This window comes from Bacillus sp. AFS055030 (assembly GCF_002574545.1).
Taxonomy (GTDB): domain Bacteria; phylum Bacillota; class Bacilli; order Bacillales; family Bacillaceae_G; genus Gottfriedia.
Map to the genome: position 1 here is coordinate 13,190 of NZ_NUGT01000087.1, position 20,073 is coordinate 33,262.

General features: G+C 35.3%; 11 protein-coding genes. 2 read left to right on the forward strand and 9 right to left on the reverse strand.

Annotation, left to right across the window (positions count from 1 at the left end; all coding sequences use genetic code 11):
* Positions 1-52: 52 nt before the first annotated feature.
* Together CN925_RS20360 and CN925_RS20365 are read right to left on the reverse strand one after the other, a co-directional pair.
* Complete coding sequence (locus tag CN925_RS20360; RefSeq protein ID WP_098848630.1) at positions 53-4,165, reverse strand: S8 family serine peptidase; 4,113 nt, start codon at positions 4,163-4,165, stop codon at positions 53-55.
* A gap of 741 nt (positions 4,166-4,906) precedes the next feature.
* Positions 4,907-8,494, reverse strand: a complete 3,588-nt coding sequence (locus CN925_RS20365) for a bifunctional 2',3'-cyclic-nucleotide 2'-phosphodiesterase/3'-nucleotidase (protein ID WP_098848631.1) — start codon at positions 8,492-8,494, stop codon at positions 4,907-4,909.
* A gap of 130 nt (positions 8,495-8,624) precedes the next feature.
* On the opposite strand from CN925_RS20365, the gene CN925_RS20370 reads away from it, so the two are divergent.
* Complete coding sequence (locus tag CN925_RS20370; RefSeq protein WP_098848632.1) at positions 8,625-9,521, forward strand: LysR family transcriptional regulator; 897 nt, start codon at positions 8,625-8,627, stop codon at positions 9,519-9,521.
* A 185-nt stretch (positions 9,522-9,706) separates the two neighbouring features.
* Here CN925_RS20370 and CN925_RS20375 read toward each other — a convergent pair whose 3' ends face one another.
* The 4 genes from CN925_RS20375 to CN925_RS20390 all read right to left on the reverse strand — a co-directional run bounded on the left by CN925_RS20375 (position 9,707) and on the right by CN925_RS20390 (position 14,545).
* On the reverse strand, positions 9,707-11,695 hold the full coding sequence (locus tag CN925_RS20375; RefSeq protein ID WP_098848633.1) for an oxidoreductase: 1,989 nt from the start codon (positions 11,693-11,695) through the stop codon (positions 9,707-9,709).
* Between the two features lie 33 nt (positions 11,696-11,728).
* A complete protein-coding gene (locus tag CN925_RS20380; RefSeq protein WP_098848634.1) occupies positions 11,729-13,219 on the reverse strand; it encodes a sodium:solute symporter family protein in 1,491 nt (496 codons plus the stop codon).
* Positions 13,219-13,410, reverse strand: a complete 192-nt coding sequence (locus CN925_RS20385) for a DUF3311 domain-containing protein (RefSeq protein WP_098848635.1) — start codon at positions 13,408-13,410, stop codon at positions 13,219-13,221. Before CN925_RS20385 ends, CN925_RS20380 begins: the two co-directional genes overlap by 1 nt.
* A 109-nt stretch (positions 13,411-13,519) precedes the next feature.
* The gene (locus CN925_RS20390) at positions 13,520-14,545 is read right to left on the reverse strand and encodes an aromatic ring-hydroxylating oxygenase subunit alpha (protein ID WP_098848636.1); all 1,026 of its coding nucleotides are present in this window, start codon (positions 14,543-14,545) and stop codon (positions 13,520-13,522) included.
* Between the two features lie 240 nt (positions 14,546-14,785).
* Between CN925_RS20390 and CN925_RS20395 the strand changes: the two genes are divergently transcribed.
* Entirely contained in the window at positions 14,786-16,168 is a 1,383-nt protein-coding gene (locus tag CN925_RS20395; protein ID WP_098848637.1) for a sigma-54 interaction domain-containing protein, read from the forward strand.
* A 244-nt stretch (positions 16,169-16,412) separates the two neighbouring features.
* Here the strand turns inward: CN925_RS20395 and CN925_RS20400 are convergent, their stop codons facing one another.
* The 3 genes from CN925_RS20400 to CN925_RS20410 all read right to left on the reverse strand — a co-directional run.
* Complete coding sequence (locus CN925_RS20400) at positions 16,413-17,855, reverse strand: aldehyde dehydrogenase family protein (RefSeq protein ID WP_098848638.1); 1,443 nt, start codon at positions 17,853-17,855, stop codon at positions 16,413-16,415.
* 59 nt (positions 17,856-17,914) lie between these two features.
* Positions 17,915-19,573 carry a thiamine pyrophosphate-dependent enzyme gene (locus tag CN925_RS20405; protein WP_098848639.1) on the reverse strand — a complete coding sequence of 553 codons (1,659 nt, stop codon included), beginning with the start codon at positions 19,571-19,573 and terminating at the stop codon, positions 17,915-17,917.
* An 86-nt stretch (positions 19,574-19,659) separates the two neighbouring features.
* Positions 19,660-20,073, reverse strand: a 414-nt coding sequence (locus CN925_RS20410; protein ID WP_286138562.1) for an acyl-CoA dehydrogenase family protein, incomplete at its 5' end; no start/stop codon positions are given.

A 20,073-nucleotide genomic window follows, 5' to 3' on the forward strand; every position in this document is an offset into this window, starting at 1 on the left:
CAAGGAAAATAATCTACTTGTGGCTTTTCATTTTTTTGAAGACTATCCAAAATTATTGAATACCTAATTCTCTTTTAATACTTTCTAATGTTGCCGACTTGAACTTCTTCAACGGTTTTGGTGCATTGTCTACATCCATATTTTGTTTTAAATAATTCAATTCTACATATTCAAGATCCTTAGCACTAACTTTTCCATCAAAATTTATATCTGCTTCTCGTTTGTCACTACCCCAATATGTTTGGATGTATAATGCATCTAGTATATCGACCACATTATCTTGATTCACATCACCAGCAACCCCATAATCGTAGAATGACCCGGCCATACCATTGTAATATAATAGTAACTGACCTGAGATACTGCCATTCTTATCGAAACCTATTTGAATTTGGCGCTTCATCGTGAAATGTCCAGGCAGTTTCATTTCCCATGTGAATGGTTTATCAGTTATTGGAAGTTTTGAAATTCGATAATCTCCACCTTTACCAATGCTAGAAGTACCATCATACACATTACCATCTGCATCGATTATTCGGATTGATGCACCAAGTTTTGTCCAATCAGGGGTTAATGCTACTCCATACCCTCTTAATGTCCCAAATATTTCTGAGAACGTTGGTTGTATTTTGAAATCCATGCCTGTAGATGAAACAGAAGTCGTTTTGCCTAGTTCATCTGTACAAGATAGTGTCGGATTGATTGATGTACTTAATGTAAATGATGTATCCTTGGCTTTTAATTTCAGATTAATAGCAGTTAAATTCCCGCTAATTGTGCTCGTTCCATTCATTACTAGTTTTACTTTTGACGTGTTACCTGTGGTTGAAACTGTCACCTCGTAGTCACCGTAACTTGCAAGTCCTTCATTACCTTTAGCTTCTACAATCTCAAAGCTTGTCCCAATGTTACTTAAAGTCCACTCTGCTGTTTTAATTTTTTGTACGTTATTTAAATGAAGGGTTGTAGATACTGTCTCCCCCATTTTTACATTTGTTTTGTCAGACATAATTGACGCATATGGTGTACCTGCTTTAACAAAGTAGTAATTTTTCTTAGGACTAGAATTTTTTGCCCCATCTAATCCATTTACTGTAAATTTCGTAAATGAAGCTGTTTCACTGATTGGCAAATTAAAGTTTGCTATGCCATCATTTCCTACGGGAAGTACAGGATTTCGGTTACCATTAATCGAATAATTAAACATATTAATCGATTGATTAACATCCATTCCAGAAGCAACCATCTTATCCACTTCATTATCGAAAACTTTAACTTGAACTGGAACTGTTTTTACTCCTGGTTGATATTCATTTACAACAGGTGATTCATTTCCATCTAAAGATGTTGTAATTGTAGGACTAAATGGGTCTACATAAATATCATTTGAAGAGGTAAAAATATTGTCTCGTTCGCTTGTTCCAATCATTTTAATTTTGTAATACCCAGGTTTTGCATAGCTTACTTTAGAAGAAATTGGATGATCTGGATCTCCTGTAAATGCATAGTATTTGCCTTCAAATATTCTTTCTACAAAATAATTCGTACCATCATATAGTGTGTTTACAGGAATAGATTCTAAATATCCTATATCCTGGCCAGTCTTTCCATCTACTACTACTAAATCTAGCCATTTCATCTGAGATTTTAATTTGAAATTTAATCGAACGTGCCAAGTTGCAGAACTGTTTACAGTCTCTTGTAATTGGTATGGTGATATTACATTCGTTGAAAGACCTGTAGAGTCAATTCCTTCTTCAGTAGTTCGTACACTAAAAGGTACCCTGTATTGTTCGTTTTTATCGCTCTGGTTCGTTATGATCAGATACCCTTCATAAACACCAGGTTTAGCTGTCGCTGGGACTTTTATTGAAACAGGTATTTTTGTTGATTCAAATGCCTCTACTGAAATAGTAGTAGGAATAACTAATTTTACTTCATTTGAATTAGCATCTAGAGATCCAGCAGCATCCTTTTGATAATTGACTGCTATATCAAATTTCTTTGCTTTATCTTCAAAATTACGGAAGTTTACCATTTTCTTAATTGATGCATCTTCTCCAGCATAAATGCTACCGTAGCTTAGTCCTCCGGTTACCTCTTTTGTGTTGACAGTTTTTCCATTCATTGTAATAGGCGTTTTATCTTCTACGCTTATTTCCATTCCTGTGTGAACGGCTTGATAAGGATCTACACGTCCTGCTCCTACTTCAAACACACTATATTTATCTGCTAATGGTTTAGCTGTATTCATCAAAATCGTCTTAATATCACCTGGTTGAAGCTTAGGATTTGCTTGTAGTAATAAAGCAGAAATTCCCGTTACATGCGGAGCAGCCATAGATGTACCAGACATTCGATTATAGGCAAACTGATAATTAGATGGATCGTTTTTATAAATGTCATAAGCAGGTACAGTTGATAAAACACTTACTCCTGGTGCTGTGATTTCCGGTTTCATATCATAATTTTGACGTGAAGGTCCTCGAGAACTGAAATAAGCTAACTTGTCTCCATCTGTAAATCCTTCAGTATAATCTTTAAATGTCAATTTGTTATGGCCTGCAGCAATTTGTGCTTTAAAATCCAATCCTTGTTCGTAGCTCATACTAAATGTAGGAATGAAATTTTGATCCTCTCTGACAAAGTTCGTAGGGCCTGCATTTGGTATATTATTATACGCTATTACTCCTAGTGCTCCATGTGCTTTTGCATAGGTAACTTTAGTTTGCGTACCAATCGTTCCTGTATTGACTAAGACCCATTTTCCATTTACATCTTTATTTTTGTAGTCTGAATCCAGTCCAACTCCTAAATCAACAATGTCCATCGATTGTTGATTAAATGATTTGAGATCAGAGATAAAGTCTGAATAGAGATTGCTTAAATTATAGGATTTGTCTGATACGCCTTCTAAAACTCCCGTATATTTTGCTACAGTTATTGGTGTACTGCTTGCTCCAACAGTCAACGCCAATGCAGCTGCTCCTGGAGAACCAAGTGTATAACTACTAGGTCCACTATTTCCTGCCGATACAACAGCTGTGACACCATTAAGAACCGCATTGTTGATTGCTGTACTCGTTGGATATTGAGGATCATTAATATCAATACCCAATGATAGATTAATAACATCCATCCCGTCCGAAACCGCTCGATCAATCCCAGCTAAGATAGCATCAAGCCCTCCTGTCCCATATGGCCCAAGAACACGATAGCCATATAACTCTGAGTCTGGAGCAATTCCTTTTGCAGCTATACCGCTCGAGTTTTTTGCTCGCCCAGCAATCGTACCTGAAACATGCGTACCATGATCGGTATAGTATGTTACAGCACCTTCCGGAGGCGCCGGACTTCCAGCCTTTATCCAATCATCGTATGTAGTTTCCATCGGATCATTATCATTATCTACAAAATCATATCCACCTTTATAAGCATCTTGTAGATCCGGATGGTGATAATCAATACCAGTATCAATAACTCCAACTTTTACGCCTTTACCCGTAATTCCTTCATTATGTAACTTGTCCACCCCTAAAAATGGAATGCTTTCTATTCTCTTAGTAGACTCTTCTTCCGCACTAGATTTTGATGTCGTTGGTAGTTCAATCGAAACTGTAGCACTTTTATAAACCGCTTTTACGGCGTCCGACTGAAGAAGCGTCTTAACTTCGTTCGCAGGTAGATTCATTGAAACTCCATTGTAGGCTGTTTTAAATGAACGAGTTATTTTAAAAGATTTTTTACCACCTTTTTCTTTCGCCTGTGGCAAAATTCTTTCTAAATCGGCTTCAAAAGTTGAATGTTCTTTATTAACGTTATCTTTTGCCTCGGATCCTGTTAGTTCCTTACCTTTAACAGCTGCGTCGAGCATTGCAACTTTTTCAGGCATAGACTTGAACTCGACGATAACAGGAATATCTTTATCTTCATGTAGTTCTTTTTCATCAAAACCATGCAATCCATCACTTTCAGATACTTGAAGTTTAGTCAATGCATCACGTTCTTCTTTTGATAATGAGGCTAAGATTTGTTCTGCTTTTGTAATTTTTTCAGCAGCATGTACTTTAGACGAGAAACTAGTATATGTATTTAATAGACTACTTGAAACTAAACCTACCCCTAACGTAAGGGCTGAAGCTTTATAAATGAACTTCTTATTCATTCTTTTTTACTCTCCCCAATTAAGAAATTATTTTTAAAAAAATCCTATCCAATTAAAGATTTTTAATATTCAGAATCTTATCTTTACATCCTTCCCTCCTTATAGATAACTAAGTACAATTTAAATGTATATGCTCCTTTATAAAGAGTAAATTGGGGGATTTTATACGATTTAATCAATTTTCATTAAAGAAAACTGATGTAAAGATATGTATTTAATAATCTAACAACAAAGAATTTTGTATTATTTTTTAGTAAAACCTTATTAAAAATGTCGAAATTTCGTTTTTTCGGAGAGTAAAAGTTGGGTGAATATCAAGAACATTAATCAAAATAGAAAAATAATGAAATTATATTGGATTCCACTTTCTTTTATTTAAATTAGAAAATGACGTGTAATTATGCCTACGTCATTTCTTTCATAATAAGATAGAAAATCAAGGTAGAATTTACCAAAGAATCATCTATAAATCCTTTAAAACTTTAAAAATCTATAAGTATTAATCCACCCCATTTTATATTTATATTGCTCTCAAAACAGCAAATTTGCCCCTAGAATTCCACATACTTAAATTATAACAACTACTAAAACGAAAGCTTGCGTGACATGTTACAAAAAAGGAATAATTTATGGTCCAGATTAATGAATGAATTATATTTTTGCTCCTAATAATTATTTCACACAGAACTAAAAAAAGCTGTCACAAATCAGTTCTACTGATTTGGACAGCTCTTTTTATTGTCAGTTTACTTTTTTAATTCTTCCTTCTACCTCATAAACGAAAGGTCTTGGAAGTGATTTAACATAATCTACTGTTGCTTGTAGATCTTCTGGTCCAACTTCTAAATTAGTTGAACGTTCGCCAATACCGTATTTTATATTACCGTACATATAGTTGTTTACTACAACTGAATATTCTTTAGTAGGATCAATTTTACTACCATCCTTTAAAAAGATGTCTACTACCTTTCTAGTTGTTGAATCCCAAGTATATTTAAATCCTGCGATATGGAAATCTAAACCCTTATCTGTAATTTGATTATTTAATACTGCTTCAATGTCTTGTCCGCTAAGCATTACTTTATTTAATACATTTCCAAATGGCTGAATTGCGAATAAATCACCAAATGTAACTTGACCAGCGTTAAGTTGTGCTCTAACTCCTCCACCGTTCATCATTGCGAAGTCAGCATTCATCGCAGCTTTCATCCCATCTGCAATTAAGTTGCCTAGTGCAAAATCGCCATAAGTGTCAGAAGATGGATACCCCTTTGGTAAGGTTTGCATAGAGTCACCGACAATTTCAGCTTTAATTGGTGCGATTAAATCTTCATATTTCTTCATAATCGTAGAAATCGTTGGGTCAGGTGTATAGTCTTTTTGATAAACTGTTATTACTTCAGCTTCCTTCTTAACAATATCGCCTGTTACTGCATCTAATTCTAAATCTACATCTGAAAATGCAGAGCCATAAGAATAAGCTTGTACGATTAATTTATTATCAACTTCTTTATCATTAAATACATGATTATGAGCAGCAAAAATAACATCGACTTCATCATCAACTTTTTCTGCAATATCAGTTGCATCATATAAATCGGCTTTACCTGTTTGAAGGGTTGGATTATGAGCTAATACGACGATTGCTTCAATTCCTTGTTTTTTAAGAATATCCGTATAATGGTTAATTGCTTCTACCTCATCTCGGATTTCAAGTGTTTCATTTCCTTTTCGTACAATCATATTTGGTGTTTCTTGTGTTACCACCCCGATAAACCCAATCTTTTTACCACCAACTTCTTTGATTGCATAAGGTTCTGTGATTAATTGCCCTGTCGCAGTATCATATGCATTCGCAGCGATAATTGGAAAATTCATTCCATCATATCCTTTTGTCCCCTTTGGATGCTCGCCGCCGTTAATCATTCGCTTTAATTCAGAAATGCCTTCATCAAATTCGTGATTTCCTACTGTACCAACATCAAATCCCATCGCTTCCATTACTTCTACAGTTGGTTCGTCTTGGAATAATGCTGAAATTAACGGACTACCACCAATCATATCCCCTGCATGGACAAGTAATGTATTTGGATTTTCTGCTTCGCGTTGTTTCATTGCTGCTGCTGTGTATTCCATGCTGCCAGCTAATACTTCTTGTCCATTAAGCGTAATTTTTGTATCTGTATCAAGCTGACCATGAAGATCATTTAAGCCTAATAATTGAACCTTGATATTCTCTTTTTTTGCACTATTTAAATCTAATTTAAAAATTCCAAAACCTGCACTATCAGTTTTATTTGTAAATGCAATATTACTATTAGGCTTTATGAATTCTTCCGCTCTTGGTGAAGTTGTAAATGTTACATTTACATTTCCACTAATTGGTGCGATCGACCAGTTATTATCTGCTGTTGGAGTAATTGTTTTCGATTCGGAAATGTAATCCATTAAGATTTGACGGTTTTCATCAGCAGAATCTACTACAAGCTCGCTACCTTTAACACCTGGGAAATTACCACCGCCACCTGCACGATAGTTATTTGTTACAACGATGAATTCCTGATTTAGATCAATGGGTTGTCCATTATAAGTTAAATTTAGTACGCGGCTTGAATTACTATTAACTAGATTTCCGTTCATATCATACTTTGCTGGTTTTGTTACATCAATTTGATAGTTAACACCATCAATTACATCAAAGTTATAAACAGGGAAAGCTGGATTTAATAATGCTTGTTCTTCTGTTTTATTAGGATCAATTTGATTGTATTTACCTGCCGTCATTTCAATCCATTCTTTAACAACAGAACCCTTTACTTTAATTGCTTTTAACGTATTATCATAAAGATAAAGATCGCCTGCACTTCTTATTGTAAGATCGCCTTTTTTAATCTCAGTATATTCTGCTACACCATTGCGGCCAGCTTTGAATGGTGCTCCTACTGATAAAATTGGTAATTCTTTATATTCTGGTTTCTTTTCAGCAATATATTTTTCAACAAACCATTTTTGTGCATTTGTAACAACTTGAATTGATGGATCATCTTGTATTAATGAAAAGTAACTATGAATATCATCTGTAGTTGTTCCAATTGGTGTATTTACATACTTAACTGTTGCATCATGATTTGGTTTAATAGCATTTACGATTTCTTGATCTGGATCTACTGTACTCTCGGTTTTTGTTTTACCAGTAATAGGATCTTTTACATCAGCCCAAATTTCTCTAGTAGAAGACTGAGAGTTTACTACTAACCATTTTCCTTTTTCTTTTTTAAGCGTTAAGTCAATTAACCCTAATGAACCACCGCCATATCCTGCTTGAACTGCTGGTACACCATTGATTGTACCTTTTGCATTATCAACACCCGCTAAAGGTTTTTTATCTGGGCCTAAAAATAATGCATCAAGTGTAGCCTCTGTTTTTGCCGGAAAGACTTTATGTGTATGAGAAAATGTAATCGCATCAATACCAGGTACTTCACTTAATGAATAAATAACGTCTTCTGTATTTTCTTTATTCACATTAAATCCTGAGTGAGTCATTGCGACAATAACGTCTGCACCGTCTTTTCTCATTTTAGGAATGAATTTTTTAGCTGTTTCTACTATATTTTTAGTAATAACTTTTCCATCAAGATTTGCCTTGTCCCACTCATTAATTTGAGGTGGTACAAACCCAATAAAGCCGATTTTAATGACTTGCTTCTTCCCTTGTTCATCAATTACTTGTTTGTTAATAATTTTATAAGGATTAAATTTGTTCTGATCATTATTAGGATTTTTATCGTGATCATCTGCGTAAACGTTTGCATTTATGTACGGAAAATCCGCATCATTATATGCTTCCTTTAAAAAGTCTAACCCATAATTAAATTCATGATTACCTAAAGTCGCAATATCATAACCCATTATGTTCATTGCTTTAAATACAGGATGAACTTCTCCTTTTTTTAATGGGTCAATTTTAGCTTCATAAGTTCCGAGTGGAGTACCTTGTATTAAGTCCCCATTATCGACTAATACATTATTTTGAACTTCTTTTCGAGCTTGCTTTACTAAAGTAGCAGTTTTAGCTAAGCCAACTTTTTCATATGCTGCATCCTTGTAGTAATCATAGTTTAATAAATTTGTATGGATATCTGTCGTTTCCATAATTCGGAAATTTACTAAACCCTTCTCAACTTTTTTCTTTGGTGCAAGTACATTTACAGGCTCAGCCTTTTTTGGTGTAGCATACGCCGGCGTACTCATAACTGACAAACTTAATAAAGATAAAGCTAACGAAAATGATAACGCTTTCGTATTTGTGCGATTCTTTCTCCTCATTATTATTCCCCTTATGTGTTTATTAGGATTTCGTTAAAAATCATTCCCGAAAATTATTATAAAATTAAAATAGGTTAAAATATATTTAATTATACTTAAACGATGATAACGATTTCTTAAGGAGAAAAAAATGAATTTAGACCATTTAGCCTATATTGTTGATGTTTCGAAAACTAAATCACTATCTATGTCAGCAAAAAACCAACATATTTCTGTTTCGGCAATCTCTCAAGCTATAAATAATTTAGAAGAAGAATTTGGTTTTAAAATTTTTACTCGTTTACGACAAGGAACGTTTCCAACACCTGAAGGAGAGAAATTAATTGAAAAATCCCTTAATGTACTAGCACATGCAGAAAAATTAAAACAGTTAGCAATAAACAGTAATGAAAGACAAAATGAAATTACAATTGCTTCTGTTCCTGGACTAATGCACTATAACGTAAATTTAATTAAACTAATTAAAACCGAAAATCCAAAGTCAAAGATTAAAGTTCATGGAAAAAATTCATTAGATATTTTAAATGATGTAAAAGAAAAAAATTTACGTTTTGGTTTAATTTGGATATACGATGAATTAATAAAAAAGAATAAAGAAATGGTCTTCGATATCTTTCAAGAAGTTAAAATTAATGTTTGTGTGAGTAAAAATCACCCATTTGCTGATTGTAAACAATTAACAATAGACGATTTAACAAACGAAACTTTAGTTGTTCATGATGAGCATTATTTGAAATGGTATTATGAAGAGTTTTTAAAAAATAAGACTGACATATTATTCACGTCAAATAATCTCGATAGCATTAGAAGTGCTGTCAAAGAAAATGTTGCGATCACCATTGGCACAGACTTTGTTGTACAAAATGAAGCACTCATACAATCTGGGGAAGTCATTGCCATCGAATTGATTAATCCTTTTCATCGTCCTTTTTATGTTGGATGTGTTCGAAATCAGTATCCTCCTCTTTCATCTGATGATAAAAAGTATATTGATGAATTAAGAAGTGAATTTAATAAAAAAAGCTGATTATGCTAGAAGATTAAGTGATGAATTAATGACTTTAATTACTGGTAAAAGAGTAGAATATACGATCCAAATAGAATGATACATTATAAAAATATTAAGCAAAAAATTTAAAATATCGTACTCATTTCAACAATCTAAAAAGAACCTAATCTTTTTTTAATTAGGTTCCTTTTAATCTGTTTCACTTATACATGTACCTCAGAAGAAACAACTCCTATTTCAAGTGCCGATGTCAATCCTTCGTACGTTGCTTCTTCAATTGTGCGAGGAGCAAGACAGTCTCCTATTTGTCTAACGACTGGAGCCATATGTTTCACTTGTTCATATAGCTCATTATTAGGAACACGTCCCATCGCAAGTACAATCGTATCCCACTCGTCTATTAATTCCGTCTCATGAGTAAAAAGATTCCTCACTTTGACTTGATTATTATGAATACCACCAAAATCAAAATGCGGGCGAACGTCCACTTTTAATTGATAGAGTCTTTTTAGGTATTCATTAACTAGATATGAATGTAATTCTTTGCCAATGTGTACTTTAGCGGAAAACAAGGAAACGTCGTGATTTTTCTCTTTTAAATGGATAGCAGCTTCTATACCTGGCCAATCGCCAATTAAATCAAAAACTAGCACACGTCTTCCGATTTGTATAGCGTTTCCGCTGAAAAGGTCATCGACTGTTATGATTCTTGGATCACCAATGCCTTTTACATGTGGAAAATATGGTCTAGAGCCTACCGCGCAAATGATTACATCAGGTTTTATTTCTGATATTTTCTCAAGCGTAATTTTTGTTCCTAGTTGGACGGTAATCTTGCTATTTGATAGCTTTCTTATATAATTGTCTAACATCGTTTCAGCTACTTCATGGCGCATCGGAGCTTTTCTCATTTTTCTTAGAAGTCCACCAATTTCATCACTTTGTTCAACTAATATTACATCATGACCTTCACCATCGGCAGTTAAGGCAGCATGTAATCCAGCAGGACCTGCACCAATGACAAGTACTTTTTGTTTTACCTTAACACTTTGAACAAGTGGCAATAATTCTTTTTCTTTACCTGCCATCGGATTTTGCACGCATCCGATTGGCAGTCCTTTAGAGTAGTGACCAATACAAGCTTGAATACAGCCTAAACATGCATCAATTGAATGTAAGTCACCTTTCATTGCTTTATTCGGTAATTCAGGATCAACGATTAAAGCTCGTGTCATGCCAACAACATCCGCTTTTCCTGAACCAACTATTTTATCAGCTTCCGACGGGTCTATAATTCGGGAGCCGACAAACACTGGAACTGCTCCTGCCATCCGAATTTTAAATGAATGTGACGAATTATAAGCATGTTTGATTGGAGAGGGTGGAACAATATGAGTTGATCCTGCGTATGTACTTGAGTCACCAGATGTTACATTTATAAAATCTACTCGAACATTTTCAACTAAATGCTCAACGATTTTCACAGCGTCTGATACATTTGTGCCGTCCATTGTCATTTCATCTGCACTCATTCGAATCCCTACAGTAAAATCTTCACCAACCTGTTCCCAAATACTTTGTACTATTTCTACTATAAAACGCATTCTATTTTCAAAGGTTCCACCGTATTCATCAGTTCGATAGTTAGTATGGCTTGACCAAAATTGAGCTGGTAAATAACCATGGGAACAACAAACTTCTACACCGTCCAGACCAGCTTTTTTAGCTAATAAGGCTGAATAAGCATACCCCTTTATAACATCTTTAATTTCATCAATGTTCATAGGTCTAGGCATGATTCCAAATCGAAAACTTGGCTCCGAAGAAGGTGCCCAAGCAGCATTACGGTAATCGCTTGATACTACTTCTCTACCTCCATGAAATAGTTGACTAAAAACTTTCGTGCCATATTGATGAAGTTGTTTTGCAATTTCACTATATGCTTGTACCACTTTTTCATCAAATCCTGCTATCGTATGTGAAGTAAGCATGCCCGATGGGTGAACTGCAGCTGCTTCAAGAATAATCAGTCCCGCCCCACCCTTCGCACGAGCAACATGATAGGCAGTCATTTCTTGCGTAGGAATGCCATTTTCTACATAATTAGTTTGATGTGCGGTTGATAAAATTCTATTTTTAAGTTCAGTATGTCCAATAGTCACTTTTGAGAATAGGTGTTTAAATTGAGTCATAATTGACCACTTCCTTTCTCCTAAAATACACCTTTATACATTTTCTCGAAAATTAGTAAGGATGCGGTCATTCTTTTCTACTACAAACTTAGGTCTTCTAGTCACTTTACTGACTATTAGCGTGACAGCAAAATTAATAACCATTACAACTAAACCAACATCGATATCTTGTATGACATGAGGAAACGCTGGAAACAAAGTTGCTAGCGTTGTGCCAGTTGTGGTGGAATAAGTAACTGCAGCAACTCCAACTATGATGCCTGTGGCCGCTCCTTGAACTGTTACCGGATTTTTTTTCCAAAGACTAAAATACAATGCTGGGAATAACTGCGCCATAAAGCTATATGCCATAATATACAGAGTCATAATTGTATTTCCACCGTTTAACGTAAAGTAGAGTGTTACTAGCGCAAGTATAGGGACTAAAACCCTAGTTAATTTAACAAGCTGATCGTCTGTTGTATTTGGTTTCAATGCTTTGTAAACATTTTTAGAGAGGATCGTGGCAGCGGATGTTAATACTAATGAACTTGGAATAAGTGCAGCTAAAGCTCCTGCAGCGCCAATGACACCCACAAACCAAGGATCAAATGATATCTTCGCGAGTTTAAATAATGCTAAATCTACATCTCCACCTTTTAATGATGGAACTTGAAGAATAGCAGCGAATCCAACAAATAAAGAAAAGACAATTATGATTTGATAGATTGGCATAAATGCAGCATTCCAGCGAAGTGCTTTTGCACTCTTTGAAGAGAAAATCCCCATGAGCATATGAGGAAACATATAGAACGAAAGAGCTAACATGATACTAGTTGTAATAAACCAAGAGACACTTAGACCTTTTTTGGGAAATATCATCAAATCAGGTTTTGCAGTTTGAATCGCCTCAAACATTGACTGAAAACCACCATAATAATGTACAGGAAAATAAATTCCTACAAAGATGACAACAAATAAAATCAGCGTATCTTTAATAACAGCAGTCCAAGCTGAACCATGAATCCCCGAAACTGTTACATAAATTGTTATTGCAACTACAGCAATTGTTATAGCCATACTCTGCGAGATTTTTCCGTAAGAAGCCTCTGAAACAATAATACCTAACCCTTTTAGCTGCATTGTCAAATATGGAATAATAGAAATGATACTTATGACTGAAACGAGAACTCCAAGCGCTGAACTATTATACTTTTTTGTATAAAAATCAGATTGTGACACAACATTATTTTCCTTTGCATACTTCCAAACAGGAGGTAATAGCCAATAAGCTACAACAAAATAAAAGGCATTAAAAGCATATACTGCTGGCATTCCAAACGAATAGGCACTTCCCGATGCCCCCATAAAAGTAAATGTCGTAAACATTTCTCCAGCCAGTAAAAGAAAAACGAATAGTGATCCAAAGCCTCGTCCACCAATTGACCACTGCTCAAAAGTCATCTCTTTACCTTTACGTGCTTGTAAACCTAACCAAATCGATAAAGCTAAAAAGCCAAGAATTACGATTAATGCCGCATTCACTATTCATCCCCTCCCTTATTAGCAGGATCCAGTTTATTTACGACTAATAAAAAGATAGATGTAAGAAAAACCCATAGAATCGTCCAAAAGAGAACAAATGGCATTCCTAGAACATATGGCTCAACTTTATTAATAACTGTGAGCGATCCAATTGCTGGTACTGCACTTAATAAATACAGTAATTTTTTCATTTGATACCCTCTCCTTCTATTTCCTGGGACTAGATAAATATGAAAAATACAGTTGATAGATTAAGATAATAGCTAGAAATAAAACGTTTTCAAAATATTAAACTAAAACTTAACCGATCGCTTCTTTAATCATCTCATGGAAATGTTGCATCGCATTCTCTGTAGGAGAAAAAATACCATTTTCAAATGCTTGAGAATGTAAACCAGTTTGTAATAACTCTACTAAATCAAAATCCTCTTCTCGCACTTGATCCACAAATTTAATCATTTCCTCTTCTTCTTTTGTAATTTCTTCATTCATAAAGAAATAGCGATATACTGCAAGCGTTTGGTTGGCATCTATTGGAATCAGTTGTGTTGTTGTCATATTTCCACTTCCAGGAAATACACTCAACATCATATTTGGCCAAATCCAGTAGAACCGTGTTAAGCTATCATCTTGGTCTTTAACATTTGAACACTGGTATGAGAATTTATCACAAGGCACAATGCTGTAATTGGATAAATCAAATGTTTTTGAAAATGATGGATGTGCAACTGGACAATGATCGCACTCTAAGAAATTATCAACTACAGCTTTCCAATTTGCCTTAATCAGACGACGGTTTTCTTTTACTAATTTTAATGAATCCATAAAAGGATAACGACTTAGTTCGTTTACTAACTCTCCATATTCAACAGAAAATGCTAGAGCTTTCCTATTTAAGTTAACAAATATCATCGAGCGATGTACTTCTAATTGAATCGATTTCAAACAGTTATATTCTCCTAGATCAATATTTTTAAAGTTTGGTGCTCGATTGACTTGACCATCTAATTTAAAGGTCCATCCATGATAAATACATTGTAGGACTTTTTTATTTCCTGAATCACTTTGCTCCACTTTTGTACCACGATGCGGGCAAATATTATAAAAAGCGCGTATTTTACCATCATTAGCATGTGTAACCAAAATCGATTCACCAGCAACTTCAAACGTGAAAAAGTCACCAACGTTTTTAACCTGACTAGTGTGACCTACGAAGATCCAATTTTTACTGAAAATCTTTTTTCTCTCCGTATCGAACACCTCTTGGCTCACATAATTTTTATACGGCAATGAAGTTTGTAAAGTATGTGTTTCCCTTGTAGACATAATAATGATTCCTCCTTTTAGCTTTATCATTATTTGGATTTCATTTGAAACTGAATCCATCCTTTATTAATTTAGTTAAGCAAGATTTGTGCCAATTTTGGATTACCTTTTACGAAAGGAGATAACACTATTTATCTATTTCCAAATCAATCTAATTGTCTTATAATTTACTCAATTCAGTCAATTTTAACTCAACTTACTAATTTTTAGATTAACAATGATTCAGAGGAGGTATACGTTTTGACGAATACTACAAATGACAAGAAAAAAATTGAGATTAGTAATGAGATCCTACATAAGATTTTGGACAATTCTCCTAATGAATTTTATGTACTTGATAAAGATGCCCGTATTGTGTACATGAATAAAGCTTGTGAAAGACATTATGGAATCAAACTGAAGGACGTAGTAGGAAAATCAAACGATGAATTAATTTCAAAAGAATATTGGAAACCACTTATTCTCCCACGCTTACTGAAAGAAAAGAAAACAGTCATAATGAAACAAATAAGTTATGTAGGAAAAGAAATCATCACAACTGCAATTCCGTTACTAAATGATCAGCAAGAAATTGAGCTAATTATCACAACTTCACAAGATGCAAGCTATAAGGACTTATACATACCTGATGAACAGGAATGTAACGAAGCTGATCAAGCTGCGATTTATAAAAACAATGTCATTACAAATAACAAGGAAATGAGTAATATCGTTAAAATTTGTGAAAAAGTTGCTAAAGTAGATGCAACCGTATTAATTCAAGGTGAATCTGGTACAGGAAAAGGCGTAATCGCAAAATATATCCATCAGAAGAGCAATCGAAGTAAAGCTCCTTTTTTATCTTTAAACTGTGCAACTATTCCTGAAGAACTACTAGAATCAGAACTTTTCGGATATAGAGATGGGGCATTTACTGGGGCAACAAAGGGGGGCAAACAGGGACTTTTAGAACTTGCAGACGGTGGAACCGTATTTTTAGATGAAATTGGAGATATATCACCAAAAGTTCAAGCAAAACTTCTAAAAGTTATTCAAGAATTTGAATTTATGCCTGTTGGAGGCAAACAATCTAAAAAAGTCAATATCCGTATCCTTTCTGCAACAAATCGAAACTTATATGAAATGGTGCAAAATAAGGAATTCAGAGAAGACTTATATTATCGCCTTCATGTCGTTAATATAAAGATTCCACCATTACGAGAAAGAAAAGAAGATATCATTCCACTAACCTATCATTTCCTATCAGAGTTTAATCGCAAACACCACTTAAATACGATCATTTCTGAAGAAGCTTTGAATACATTTTACAACTATTCATGGCCGGGAAATATACGACAATTAGAAAATATGCTTGAAAGCCTCGTCGTGACTAGTGATGGCATTATAAAAGTTGAGGATTTGACTGACCTGTTAATTGAAAATAAAAAGGAAAGTTCAACCAAAGAAGAAATTAGCGATTGTTCGCTTATCGCTTCACTAGAGGAAGTTGAGAAAAACATTGTGATTAATTCCTATACAAAATATAGAAATACAAGAAAAGTAGCAGAAGACTTAGAGATTAGTCAGTCAAAAGCAGCAAGATTAGTTCGTAAGTATTGTAGTGAATTAGACTTCTATAAATAGAGAGTTACAAATAAAAGATGGTGTCTAAATGTACAAGGGCACCATCTTTTATTTAGAAATATTCGAATAGGTAAGCAGTATCGTGTCAAGTTCAATCTACGCTGGAATTAATTTTAAAAAAAGCTATAAAATTAAATGAAAACCGCCTCCGTGATCCCCCTCTTTAGTATTTTTACAAAAAAAGAGAGCGTCCCATGCGACTAATGAGACACCCCCTCTTGTTATTTTATGAAAACCGAACCTATTACATTTGATCCATATAAACTGTTTTCACCTGTGTATAAAAGTCTATTGCTGTCTTTCCTTGTTCACGTGAACCAGTACTTGAACTTTTGCAGCCGCCAAAAGGCACTTGTGGCTCCGATCCTGCTGTCTCATTGTTTATGTGTACTAGTCCAACCTCAATATCTTCTACAAAACGCTGTGCGATTGTAAAATTATTTGTACAAATTGCTGCGCTTAAGCCATATTCAGTATCATTCGCCATGTCTACCGCTTCTTCATAGTTTTTCACCTTAAAGAGCGCTATAACTGGTCCGAAAATTTCTTCTCGAGCAATACGAGCATCAGGTGAGACATTTTCAAAGATAGTAGGCTGTACATAGAACCCATTTTTCAGTTCATCTTCCGCTGGAACTTCACCACCATATAATAAAGTGGCTTCATCTTTTCCTGCTTCAATCATAGCGAGCACGCTGTCTAGTTGTGTTTGAGATACCGCAGGACCAACATATGTATCTTCATCGAGTGGGTTACCGACTTTTAATGTCTTCGTACGTTCTACAAGTCTGTCACGAAATGCTTCATAAATTGACTCTTCGACAATGACCCTACTCGTTGCTGTACATTTTTGACCGGTAGATCTGAAAGCACCGCTTACAGCTATTTCAACTGCTTTTTTGATATCTGCATCGGCAAGAACAATCAGTGGATTTTTTCCACCTAATTCCATCTGAACTTTCTTTCCTTTTGCTGACGCCTTCTGCTGAATCTGATTTCCTACTTGATTTGAACCTGTAAAAGAAATCGCTTTAATATATGGATGTTCAACTAATTCAGTTCCAACAACCGATCCTCGACCAAATACACAATTTACAACCCCTGCTGGAATACCAGCCTCATCAAGGGCTTTTATTACATGATATACTGATTTTGGTGTCAAATCCGCTGGTTTAATAACTACCGTATTTCCGTAAACAAGTGCTGGCGCCATTTTCCATACAGGTATTGCAATAGGAAAATTCCAAGGAGTAATTAATCCAATTGGTCCTATTGGTGTACGAGTTGTATATAAGAATGTATTTGGATTACCCGAAGGAATCACTTCTCCAACCGGCTGTCTAGCTTCTCCTGCAAAATATTCAAGAATACTGATCGCTCGCTGCGTTTCACCAATACCTTCTGCAAGTGTTTTTCCTTCTTCTAGCGCTAGATCACGTCCTACTTCATGGACTCTTTCTTTTAATATATCAGCTGCTTTTTGAAGATATGAAGCTCGTTGTTGATATGAAAGTTTCTTCCACGACTGAAAGGCCGTTTTGGCAGCAAGAATACCTTCTCGTGCATCTTCAACAGAACTTGAAGGAAATTCGCCTAATGACTCTCCATTATGTGGGCTATTATTTTCCCGATATTCCCCTAAAGTGGGTTGTTTCCATTGTCCATTAATATAGTTTGCAAAACGCATGTCTTTTCCCCCAATTAGATTATTTTTATACTAATAGAGCCCATTTTTAGCAATCTATTTTATTTGCTATAAAGTAAATTCAATTTAGACTTATCTTGACCAACAGATAAAATTTTTGGATTTGTTACAACTTCGATCACAGCTGGACGACCCGATGCAAGTGCCCTTTGTAGCGCTGGTGCAAAATCAGCATTTTTTTCGACCTTTTGTCCGAATGCACCAAACAATTTTGCAAGTTCAGCAAAATTCGGGTTAGATAGCTCTGTTCCAATAACTCGATCTGGAAAATGTTTTTCTTGATGCGTACGAATTGTTCCATACAAATTGTTGTTCACTATAATTGAAATGACTGGAATGTTGTAGCGCACTGCTGTTTCGATTTCCTGCAGTGTCATCATGAATCCCCCATCTCCTGAGAAGGAAACAACTGTTTTATGTGGCTGTGCTAGTTTTGCACCAATCGCAGCAGGTAACCCATATCCCATCGCTCCAGATGTTGGTCCTACATATGTATTTTCATGCTCAAAGCGATAATATCGAGAAAGCCATCCAAAGAAATTCCCTGCATCATTCGTAATAATCGTATCTTTTGGAAGATGCGATACGATATCATACATAAATCCATCCATGTCTACATATTCGTCTGTGTAATCTTCCTTCGCCTTTGAAAAGTTCATGTATTCGCTATGCAGCTTTTCTACATGCATTTCATCTGAAGATAATGGTGTTGATAAGGAAGCTGTTACTGCATCCTCTAAAAAAGCTTTCGCATCAGCTGTTACTGCTAAAGAAGGAGCGTAAACTTTTCCTATTACATCCTCTGAAATATCAATGTGAATCAGTTTTCCTTTTCCTGAAAGCAATGAATAATCTTGCGTTCCTACTTGTGAAAATCTTGTACCTAGTGCGATAACCAAGTCTGCATTGTCAATCGCTTCAAGTAAATACTTCGGAGTCCCAAAGCCAAGCCAGCCCGCATAACAAGAATGAGAGTTTGGAAATGCATCAAATCTACGGAATGCAGTAACGACTGGTATTTGAAGAGTTTCAGCAAATTTAACTAGTAATGGAACAGCTTGCGAGCGAATTACCCCTCCGCCTGCTATAAGAATCGGACGATTTGCGTTTTGAATCATTTCTACTACTTGAAGAACGCTCTCTTTATTTGGGCGAGTTGGCTGAGGCTGATACACCGTGCTCTCCACCATTTCGGCAGTGTCTTCAAGCATGTCATGAGGTAATGCAACTAACACAGGACCTGGGCGACCTGAACGAGCAATATGAAATGCACGATGTAAAAGTTCTGGTATTCGTTCTACTCGATCAATCTCTACTGTCCATTTGCATAAATGGCTAAACATCCCTACTAAATTGACTTCTTGAAATGCTTCCTTTTCTTTAAATGGGCGCTCCACTTGTCCAATTAGCGCAACTAGCGGCGTAGAATCCTGACTAGCAGTATGAATGCCAATCGCCAGGTTCGAAGCTCCTACTCCACGAGTTGCCATACAGACGCCTACTTCACCAGATGCTTTCGCATAGCCTTCCGCCATAAACGAAGCTCCACCTTCGTGCCTAGCTGAAATCAACTTAATTTCTGGATGCTCATATAACGCATCCATTACTCCTAGATAACTCTCACCGGGTACACAAAAAACATTTTTTACCCTCTCCTTTGCTAAAACTTTGACGACTGCTTTTCCTCCACTAATTTTCATTGCTAAGCACTCCCTTCTACTATGCAATTAAATTGAACGATCATCCTATCTAACTAGCTATCCATTAGCTGACTAAAATTATTCCATTATGATTTAATAGTCTCTACATTAACTTCTTCAAATGGCCAAGTTGGTAGCATTTTTCTTAAAATTTTATCTTCTCTATAACCAAGTTCATATTCTGCTTGCATAATTGTATGAACCTCTCTTGTTCCTTCATAGATTACTGGTGCTTTTGAGTTTCTTAAATAACGCTCTACCGGGAACTCATTTGAAAATCCATATGCACCATGAATTTGTACAGCATCATTTGCTGCTTCATTTGCTGCATTACAAGAAATCCATTTTGCCAGTGACGTTTCTCTAGTGTTACGTTTTCCATTATTTTTTAACCAGCCAGCTTTATAGACTAATAGACGTGAGATTTCTAGGTTTGATGACATTTTAGCGATCATTTGTTGTACTAGTTGATGTTTACCGATTTCTTTACCAAATGTTTT

What these genes read in the sequence shown, in the direction of transcription:
- CN925_RS20405 (WP_098848639.1), bottom strand. Translation starts at nt 19,573, where the DNA reads ATGAAAATTAGTGGAGGAAAAGCAGTCGTCAAAGTTTTAGCAAAGGAG.
- CN925_RS20360 (WP_098848630.1), bottom strand. Translation starts at nt 4,165, where the DNA reads ATGAATAAGAAGTTCATTTATAAAGCTTCAGCCCTTACGTTAGGGGTA.
- CN925_RS20390 (WP_098848636.1), bottom strand. Translation starts at nt 14,545, where the DNA reads ATGTCTACAAGGGAAACACATACTTTACAAACTTCATTGCCGTATAAA.
- CN925_RS20375 (WP_098848633.1), bottom strand. Translation starts at nt 11,695, where the DNA reads ATGACTCAATTTAAACACCTATTCTCAAAAGTGACTATTGGACATACT.
- CN925_RS20385 (WP_098848635.1), bottom strand. Translation starts at nt 13,410, where the DNA reads ATGAAAAAATTACTGTATTTATTAAGTGCAGTACCAGCAATTGGATCG.
- CN925_RS20370 (WP_098848632.1), top strand. Translation starts at nt 8,625, where the DNA reads ATGAATTTAGACCATTTAGCCTATATTGTTGATGTTTCGAAAACTAAA.
- CN925_RS20365 (WP_098848631.1), bottom strand. Translation starts at nt 8,494, where the DNA reads ATGAGGAGAAAGAATCGCACAAATACGAAAGCGTTATCATTTTCGTTA.
- CN925_RS20400 (WP_098848638.1), bottom strand. Translation starts at nt 17,855, where the DNA reads ATGCGTTTTGCAAACTATATTAATGGACAATGGAAACAACCCACTTTA.